The 8,559-nt window shown below is 56.6% G+C and carries 7 protein-coding genes; 3 read left to right on the top strand and 4 right to left on the bottom strand.

The annotated features are described in order from the left end of the window. The coding region (gene argH / locus RI563_RS10830) for an argininosuccinate lyase (RefSeq protein WP_310694399.1) at positions 1-759 on the top strand (759 nt) is incomplete at its 5' end. A gap of 224 nt (positions 760-983) precedes the next feature. On the opposite strand, the gene RI563_RS10825 is transcribed toward argH, so the two are convergent. Continuing rightward, positions 984-1,847 carry a diguanylate cyclase domain-containing protein gene (locus tag RI563_RS10825; RefSeq protein WP_310694398.1) on the bottom strand — a complete coding sequence of 288 codons (864 nt, stop codon included), beginning with the start codon at positions 1,845-1,847 and terminating at the stop codon, positions 984-986. Between the two features lie 131 nt (positions 1,848-1,978). On the opposite strand from RI563_RS10825, the gene RI563_RS10820 reads away from it, so the two are divergent. Further along, complete coding sequence (locus tag RI563_RS10820; RefSeq protein ID WP_310694397.1) at positions 1,979-4,885, top strand: class I adenylate cyclase; 2,907 nt, start codon at positions 1,979-1,981, stop codon at positions 4,883-4,885. A 5-nt stretch (positions 4,886-4,890) separates the two neighbouring features. Here the strand turns inward: RI563_RS10820 and RI563_RS10815 are convergent, their stop codons facing one another. Both RI563_RS10815 and RI563_RS10810 read right to left on the bottom strand, forming a co-directional pair. Continuing rightward, on the bottom strand, positions 4,891-5,337 hold the full coding sequence (locus RI563_RS10815; protein WP_310694396.1) for a DUF302 domain-containing protein: 447 nt from the start codon (positions 5,335-5,337) through the stop codon (positions 4,891-4,893). Beyond that, positions 5,337-6,398 carry a c-type cytochrome gene (locus RI563_RS10810; RefSeq protein WP_310694395.1) on the bottom strand — a complete coding sequence of 354 codons (1,062 nt, stop codon included), beginning with the start codon at positions 6,396-6,398 and terminating at the stop codon, positions 5,337-5,339. The genes RI563_RS10815 and RI563_RS10810 overlap by 1 nt, the downstream gene beginning before the upstream one ends. A gap of 113 nt (positions 6,399-6,511) precedes the next feature. Here RI563_RS10810 and RI563_RS10805 point away from each other — a divergent pair, with 113 nt between their 5' ends. After that, positions 6,512-7,105, top strand: a complete 594-nt coding sequence (locus tag RI563_RS10805; RefSeq protein ID WP_310694394.1) for a DUF938 domain-containing protein — start codon at positions 6,512-6,514, stop codon at positions 7,103-7,105. A gap of 302 nt (positions 7,106-7,407) precedes the next feature. Here the strand turns inward: RI563_RS10805 and RI563_RS10800 are convergent, their stop codons facing one another. Then, positions 7,408-8,064 carry an alpha/beta hydrolase gene (locus RI563_RS10800; protein ID WP_310694393.1) on the bottom strand — a complete coding sequence of 219 codons (657 nt, stop codon included), beginning with the start codon at positions 8,062-8,064 and terminating at the stop codon, positions 7,408-7,410. Positions 8,065-8,559 lie beyond the last annotated feature (495 nt).

Here is an 8,559-nt window from a genome sequence, read left to right as displayed (position 1 = left end):
ATCGATCGCGAATTTACCGCCCGCGAACTGGGCTTCGAGGGTGTGGCGGAAAATTCGCTGGATGCAGTGAGCGACCGGGACTTTGCTATCGAGCTGGTCTCCGATGCCTCCCTGCTGATGATGCACCTGTCACGCTTTTCCGAGGAGCTGATCCTCTGGTCATCGGCGCAGTTCGATTTTGTCGATCTGGGGGACAGCTTCTGCACCGGCTCGAGCATTATGCCGCAGAAGAAAAACCCGGATGTTCCCGAACTGGTGCGCGGTAAAACCGGGCGTATCTATGGTCATCTCATGTCCCTGCTGACCCTGATGAAGGGCCAGCCGCTGGCCTATAACAAGGATAACCAGGAAGACAAGGAACCGCTGTTCGACACCATCGACAATCTCAAGGGTTGCCTCAAACTGTATGCCGACATGATGCCGCAGATTCACGTCAAACGGGACAAGCTCTACGAGGCCGCCCGCAGCGGCTTTTCCACGGCCACCGATCTGGCCGATTACCTGGTGCGCAAGGGCGTGGCCTTTCGCGATGCGCACGAGGTCGTCGGCAAGGCGGTGCGTTACGGCGTGGACAACGGCAAGGATCTCTCCGAGATGAGTCTCGATGAGTTGCAGCAGTTTTCCAACGTGATCGAGCCGGATGTGTTCGAGGTGCTGACTCTGGAAGGCTCCGTCGCCGCGCGCAACCACATCGGCGGCACCGCCCCGGAACAGGTCCGCGCCGCCATCATCCGGGTGCGTACCAGAATGGAACAGTAACGAGTTACGAGGGACGAGTGACGAGAAAAAATATTCACCACGAAGACGCGAAGACACGAAGAATGAATCTAACTGTTTCGTGGTTTCTGGTGAGGGGGTAGGCCGGACATAGCAAAGCGGTGTCCGGCAACCCGGAGAAATGCCCGATACCACGGAGTTGATGCCCGCAGGGTGTTCTATCGGGCCTACAGGTTTCCTCGTCCCTTGTAACTCGTCACTCGTCCCTACCCATGAGACATGGGTTCGGCGGGTTGGGGATCGGCGTCGTCGTCGAGCATTTGCCGGGCACGCATCAGCAGCAGGCTCATATCGTCGCCCTTGCGCCATTCGGCAATGCCGAAGCGGGCGGTGATGGTAAAATCGTCGGTGTCGGGTTCGTCAATCGTCAGTTCGGCCAGCTGCTGGCGCAGGTTCTCCACCACGGTACTGGCGTCCTCGGCGTGAATTTCCGGCAGCACCAGCAGGAAGTCGGTTTCATTCAGGCGTCCGACAATGTCGGCCCAGCGCAGCTGATCGCTGAGTAGCTGGCTGAGGGTAACCAGCACCGGCCGGGCATCCTCGCGCTGGTATTGCTGTTTGAAGCGATCCAGACAGTCGAGGCGTAGCAGGATGATGGTAAGGGGTCGGTCGTAGCGGCGACTGCGTGACAGTTGCGGCTCAAGACTGTAATAGAGCCCCTTGCGGTTACGCATGCCGGTTTCGCTATCCACCATGATGACATCATTAAGTTCATCCCTGAGCTGATCGCGTTCCTGCATCAGCCAGTGCAGGGGGGTGATGTCGACAAAATACTGTACCTGGCCGGCGTCATCCGGCAGCGGTTGCTGATGTCCCATCAGCCACAGATCTTCGTGGAGTTCATCGCCGGGCAAATGCAACGTGGTGCTCAGATCGAACAGGGCCGACAGGGGCTCGGGCACTTCATCGATCCGCTTGTTAAGCAGTTGCGTGCAGCGGACTTCACCCAGCATCTCGCCCAGGGCATCGTTCACCCAGCTGACGCGCCCCTGGTTATCCAGCAAAAGAATGCCGGTCGGGCTGCCGCGGACGATCTGCTGGAGCCGGGCGGGGTCGAGTTTGTCGAGCATGTCGATAGGCCTGTTGCGCTGCTGTGGCGAGAGAAGACCTAAGCTACCGCCGCAGCGGCCGATGTGCAAGTGCGTTGCGCAGGTTGGCCGGCCCCGCCGCGCGAAGGGAGAATCGAGCCGGTTTGGGAAATGTGACGTCTGCCCCGGTCCATACTGAAGAAACCACGGCCGGCGCCGATAACCTCAGGGTGATGGAACAGCGCGACCCTATCGAACCAACTCTTGCCGAACTGCCCGATTTTCGGGCTATCCGGACCCGTTTTCAGCGTCTCAACCGGGCCCGGCTGGCGCGTATTAGCGGGGATTTGCGCCCCTTGCAGCAGGAGTTTCTGCAACTGCTGCCGTTGCTGTTTCATATCAACCATCCCCTGCTGCCCGGTTACGTGGACAAGGCGGCCCCGGCGGGGATCCCCGATTATTCGCCGGATGCCATGGCGTTAAGCGCCGCGCGGCGGCTGGCCAAAAGCTTCGAGCTGAAAAAGCGGGCCTATCGGCGTTTCGAGATTCAGGCGCTCTATCTGATGGGCAGTCCCGGCACCATCGCCTATTCCCCGACCAGCGATTTTGATATCTGGGTTTGCCATGATCCGGCGCTGGATCCCGACCAGCTCGAAGCCCTGCAACTCAAGGCCCAGGGCATCGAGCAATGGGCGCGCACGCTGGATATCGAGGCGCACCTGTTTCTGGTCAACCCGGAACGTTTTCGCCAGGGCGAGCACAGCCGGCTGACCCGTGAAAGCAGCGGCAGCATGCAGCATTACCTGTTACTGGAAGAATTCTACCGTACCGGGGTGTTGCTGGCGGGACGGTATCCGTTGTGGTGGCTGGTGCCACCGGAACATGAGCTGGACTACGATGAGTATGTCGAAGACATCAAACGCAAGCGCTATATTCACAGCAAGGATCATATTGATTTCGGCGGCCTGGCGGCCATTCGCGCGGAGGAATTTTACGGCGCCTCGTTGTGGTTGTTGTACAAGGGAATCAATGCCCCCTACAAATCAATCCTCAAGACGTTGTTAATGGAAGCCTATGCCAGCGAGTTTCCCGACATCGATCTGTTGTGCGTCGAATTCAAACGCCGGGTTTACCAGGAAGACGAGCCGGATATCGATGCCCTGGACCCCTATCGTATGATGTTGCACAAGGTCGAGACATATCTTCAACGGCAAGAGGCACCGCAACGGCTTGATCTGGCGCGACGCAGTTTTTATTTCAAGGTTAACGAGAAGCTTTCCGAACCGGACAGTGTGGGTACCCGCTGGCGGCGCGAGCAACTGACCCGGCTGGTCGAACAATGGGGCTGGCCGCACGGTAAAGTGCTGCGCCTGGACCGGCGGGATGAATGGAAGCTTGATAGCGTGATGGACGAGCGCAAACAGATCATTCGCGAATTCACCACCACCTATCGCTTTCTATCGGAATTTACCCGTCAGCAGGGAAATACAACAACCCTGATCAAGGCCGACGATGTGCATATCCTGGGACGCAAGCTGTATGCGGCGTTCGAGCGCAAGGCGGGCAAGATCGAGATCATGTATCGCGGCATCACGCCGGACATGTATGCCAGCCATTTGTCATTTCATCGTTTGTTCAGCGAAGAGGGTGACGAGTACTGGATGGTATTCAACGGGGTGGTTCCCGCCTCGGATCTGGCGGTGACCCGCCCGCTGCGGCGTGCCTACAGCCTGCTGGAGCTGATCGCCTGGTGCTATTTCAATCGCATCTTGCATGCGCGCACGGTAATGGGAATCTATACTGACGACACGGATCTGACCGAAAAAGAGCTGCAACAGGTTGTGGACCGGCTGTGCCGGCTGTTTCCGGATGACGTGCTCAAGGAGTCCTCGATTCATGAATTACGTCAGCCGGCGCGTATCGCAGCAATTGGCACATTTGTGAATGTGGGACTGGATCCTTTCTCCAGCCGGACACGACAGGGTCGTCACCTGACCAGTAACCGCACGGATGCATTGAAATATGGCGGGTTGTTCGAGAATCTTGCCTTGAGCGTCGACCAGGTGATTGTTAACAGCTGGCAGGAAGTGATGACATACCGTTATCTGGGTGTCAGCGGATTGATGAAGTGTTTGCAGGACTATATCAAATGGGCGCCGCCGGCCTCGGGAAAACGGCCGCCACCGATCAATGCATTCAGTTTCTCCTCTTATCGGGGCAGCGCCATCGCCCGGCGGATCGAAAATCTGTTCGCCGGGATTCTGGACTGTTTTTATACTGCAGGGAACGTGGAGCAGATTGAATACGTGCTGGGTATTGAGTCGGCGTACTATGTATTGCGCATCGAAAACGACAGCCTGCAGTATCATAAAGTTGGCGATATGCAGGCATTGTGTCGTTACCTGAGTAATCCACAGGCACATTTTCGTCGCCTGGTGTTTGACGAAGAGAGCCTGGCCGACAACGTATTGCCCGTCATCTACCAGAATAACCGACCCGGGATGGTTCAGTGCTTTTATGAGGTGCGAGGTGAACAGGTCGCGGTGTATATCCTGGATGAGCGGGGTTCACTGACCGTGCAGAACAAACCGTTTTATGACGTGGTTGGCCTGATCAGACACTACCAGGAGTTCTTTGATTCCATCCAGGAGCGGCAGCTGTTACTCGGCCAGGAAGCGTTCTCCGGGGAAACCGCGATGGCGGAGGTTCAGTTTTACCGTATCGACAGCGGCAACGAGGGGCAGAAAAGCGTTAAACCCCATTCGCTTAACCAGTATGTTAAACCTTCCGGCTATTTGCGGCTGCAGGTTCTGGTCAGTGCCGTCGAGGAGAAACCGGCGTTCTCGGTGTTTTGTGAAGACCGTGAATTCTCCACCCTTGAATATGGCCGGGATCTGTATCGCCAGGTTGCCGCGCATATTCTGGGGTTACGGCACAGTGGTGAGGCGTATCCCATTTATATTACCGATATCGATCTTGCCCCGAACCTGCTGAACGAAACAGGTAACCAGGTTCAGACGGTCCGGTTTCTCGAGTACAAGAAAATGATCGAGGAACGGTTGCTCGCCGAACTGCAGTAAGCGGTTTATTCCCCGCGCATGGACTTCATGATCGACAGCAGGTCCGCCGCCCACTCTTTCAATACCCGGTTGAGTTCGGGTTGATCGGTTTCCAGCAATTGCATCGGGCTGGAAGCGACCAGCAGGGTATCTTCCGCTTCGGCGAAAATGGCGATTTTCAACGGTAGATAAGGAATCAGCTGCGGATATTCATCCGTCATACGGCGGATTTGTTCGGGTTTGCCGTAAAAGACTACCCGATACTTGTCGGTTTGATAACCGAACGTGGTCAGACCGATGTCCACTCGCTGGACCCGGCTGACCGTATAACCGTGCTGTTTGATCACTTCCTGCAGTTGCAGCATGGCTTCCGGGAAGTTCTGGGTGGTGCGCGCCATTTGCAGACGGTCAGCGGCCTGCAACGGTGACAGCAGCAGCATCAGGGCAAACAGCAGGGTGAATCGTTTCATCATCAGAATGTCGCTTCTTCGATAATATTGGAATAGGTTTTTACCATTTCATCGCACAGCCGGTTCAGCTCGGCGTTATTGAACAGATAGGCCAGGCGTTTGGGATTGATCGACATCACTTTTACGCCATCTTCCTGCTCCACCACCGTGACACGGCAGGGCAGAAACAGCCCGACGCGCGGGTCGATCGCCAGTGCCCGATTGACGAGGTCAAAGTTGCAGAAATAGACGATCACCTGATTCGGGTTTTGTTCCGGCTCGGGAAACAGACCATCTTCCAGTGTCTGGGTGCGGATGATACGAAAGTTTCTGCCAACCGCCGCGCGTTCCAGTGCCTTGACCGTTTCTTCGACCGAATAGGGTGAGTCGTAGGCAATGGTCAGCGGTTCGTCATCGGGGTTGCCCACCGGGTTGGGATCGGGTTGATTTTCAAAGCTGCGCACATAGCTGACAATATCGTTGATCTGGGTATCACTCAGTCCCTGTTCGCGGAATGAGGTCATCGGCGTGCCTTCGCGACCGTTAACCACGGCGGCCTTGATCAGCTGATCCGTGGCGGCGGCCAGAAAGCCGTCGTTATTGAGCGCCGGGGCGATGATGGGCAGATCGCGGGGACGTGAAAAAGTGACACCGGTGCCTTCGCCGCCCTCGCCCTGACTGCCGTGGCAACTGGCGCAGTGTTGTGCGTAAAGGGCCTTGCCCCGTTGCGGGTTGCCGTCGATATGGCCGTTGGCCGGGATGACCGGTTTACCCGGTGCCCAGCTGCGCAGGTGTTCGACAAGGGCGTCGACCTCGGCCTCGCCGAGTTCGGAAAACGCCGGCATAACCCGACCGGGCCGGCCGTGTTGAATGGTCAGTTTCAGGAATTCATCGCTGACGCCGTACTGAAATGCCGCGAGATTGAGAGGCACGCCAACCCCGCCGGCGCCGTTGTCACCGTGACAGGCCGCGCAGTGCTGCGCATACAGTTGCGCGCCATCGGGCTCTGCGACGGCGTCTGAAGTCGGTTCCTGGCAACCGGCCAGGGCAATTGACAGCAGGCCAAATAGCAGCACAATGCGCATGCCGATTCCTTTATTAGATGACGGATTCATTAGCAGTAACTGTATTACTTATATAGAATCGGGTTGTTGATGCAGATCAAACGCATCGGAATTTCTAATCTGTGGTGTCGCTCATGATAAAGCCTTTTGCCGAAGCCTGTGAAGAAAACAAGCGCCCGATTCTCGCGGTGCTGGAACAGCAGTTCGCCGATTGCCGGACTATTCTGGAAATCGGCAGCGGCACCGGTCAGCACGCGGTCTTTTTTGCCGAACACTTGCCGCACCTGCACTGGCAACCCAGCGATATGGCGGAAAACCTGCCGGGCATTGGACTGTGGCTCGCGGAGACCCAGAGTGACAACCTTGCAGAGCCGATTGTGCTGGATATGCGTAAACCCGACTGGCCTCGAGAAACCTTCGATGGCATCTTCAGTGCCAATACCGTGCATATCATGAGCTGGCCCGCGGTGGAAACGTTGTTTCTGGGTGTGGGGGACGTGCTGGCAAGCGGCGGCCGCTTCTGTCTCTACGGGCCGTTCAAATATAATGGCGTGCATACCAGTGAAAACAACGCACGATTTGACGTGGGCTTACGGCAACGCAATCCGGTCAGTGGCGTACGTGATCGGAACGATCTTCAGCAACTCGCCGAGGCCGGGGGGTTGTCGCTGATCGACGATATCGAAATGCCGGTGAATAACCGGGTGCTGGTCTGGCAGAAGCAGTGACGAGGTACGAGGTACGAGTGACGAGGCTAAAAAGCACCGCAATGTAGAATTTCGGCCACCGTGCTTACAAGGCTCTTCTCTGGGGTTCTGGAAGAAACGCGGAGGACGCAAAGACGCAGAGGACGCAAAGTAAATAGGGTATGGGCATGTTTACAAAGAGGTTGTTACGTCGCAGCGACAACTCAGTGTAATACCTGCAAGTGATATTTATAAAAGATATCTCCGCGTTCTTTGCGTCTTTGCGTCCTCCGCGTTATTTTCCAGAGCGTCGGATAAAAGGACTGAAGGTTCGGCCAGACAAGTCAGGAGAGCGTATTTCTGAGCCAGGCCGCGATATCGCCGATTTCGTCGAGTGCGACCTGATGTTGTATCGGATAGGTGTGCCAGTCGACGCTGTAGCCTGCCTGTTCCAGAAAATAGCGTGAATCCTCGGCCAGCCACAGGGGCACGATGGGATCACTTTTACCGTGGGCCATGAAAATGGGGACCGTCTGGTTGATTGGTGTTCGCTCTTGCTCAAAGGTGGCAGCCAGCGGCAGGTAGGTGGACAGAGCAAGGATGCCGCCCAGCGGCTCGCCATGGCGCAGTCCGCTATGCAGGGCAATGGCGCCGCCCTGGGAAAAGCCGGCCAGAATCAGCCGACGACTGGCGATGCCGCGCTCGCGTTCGCGGCGGATCAGGGCCTCGAGCATCGCCTGCGAGGCGTGGATCCCCTCACTGTCCTCTTCCTGCTGGATCTGTGGCGAGCGGATGTCGTACCAGGCGCGCATGGGCATGCCGCCGTTGACGGTGACAGGCTGCACCGGGGCGTGGGGAAGAACAAAACGCACGTCATCCAGCCCCAGTTCCGGTACTAGCGGTTCGAAATCATGACCGTCGGCTCCCAGGCCGTGCAACCAGATGACACTATGTGACGCATCGGCCGGACCGACTTCCACGCATTCGGGTAATTGGGACATCAGTTTGTCGCGTGTTGTGAGTGTGTCGCGATTGTACGCACGATAAGTTGCACACGACAACTTGCGACGGGGACGGAGAATACCGGCAGTCGGGACTGTCAGGGTTGTTGAGGTAGTTGTTTCAGTGTTATCGGTGTTCGGTGATGTATTGAACGGCATAGCAATGTCGCACTGAATAAACGTGGCCAATATCCGATCGTCCCCTGTTAGGGTGGAACAAGCGAAGCGGTTCCACCTGAAATCCGGCAAAACCTGGATTCATCGCGTTGCGCCTTGATCCAGGCTACTCAGTAAAATACTGAAATGACTGAAGTCACTGGACAATATTTTTCGGTGTCTTCAGTATTATCGGTTTGCCACACTGGCGGAATAAAAAGTGCGCAAATAAAAAAGGCGAAGGGAGAACCCTTCGCCTTTTGCTTCAAGTTGCGGGTTAACGCTTACTTGATCTGGGTCGTCAGGGAGTCTTTCTCCCCCTTGTTGTCGACCCAGCTG

Origin of the sequence: Thiohalophilus sp., assembly GCF_031581315.1 — a bacterium.
In the GTDB taxonomy this organism is placed as follows: domain Bacteria; phylum Pseudomonadota; class Gammaproteobacteria; order UBA6429; family Thiohalophilaceae; genus Thiohalophilus.
This window is presented reverse-complemented; position numbering and strand designations above follow the sequence as displayed.

Excerpts from the sequence above, each read along its gene's own strand:
- RI563_RS10805 (WP_310694394.1), top strand. The coding sequence starts at position 6,512 with ATGATAAAGCCTTTTGCCGAAGCCTGTGAAGAAAACAAGCGCCCGATT.
- RI563_RS10800 (WP_310694393.1), bottom strand. The coding sequence starts at position 8,064 with ATGTCCCAATTACCCGAATGCGTGGAAGTCGGTCCGGCCGATGCGTCA.
- RI563_RS10810 (WP_310694395.1), bottom strand. The coding sequence starts at position 6,398 with ATGCGCATTGTGCTGCTATTTGGCCTGCTGTCAATTGCCCTGGCCGGT.
- RI563_RS10825 (WP_310694398.1), bottom strand. The coding sequence starts at position 1,847 with ATGCTCGACAAACTCGACCCCGCCCGGCTCCAGCAGATCGTCCGCGGC.
- RI563_RS10815 (WP_310694396.1), bottom strand. The coding sequence starts at position 5,337 with ATGATGAAACGATTCACCCTGCTGTTTGCCCTGATGCTGCTGCTGTCA.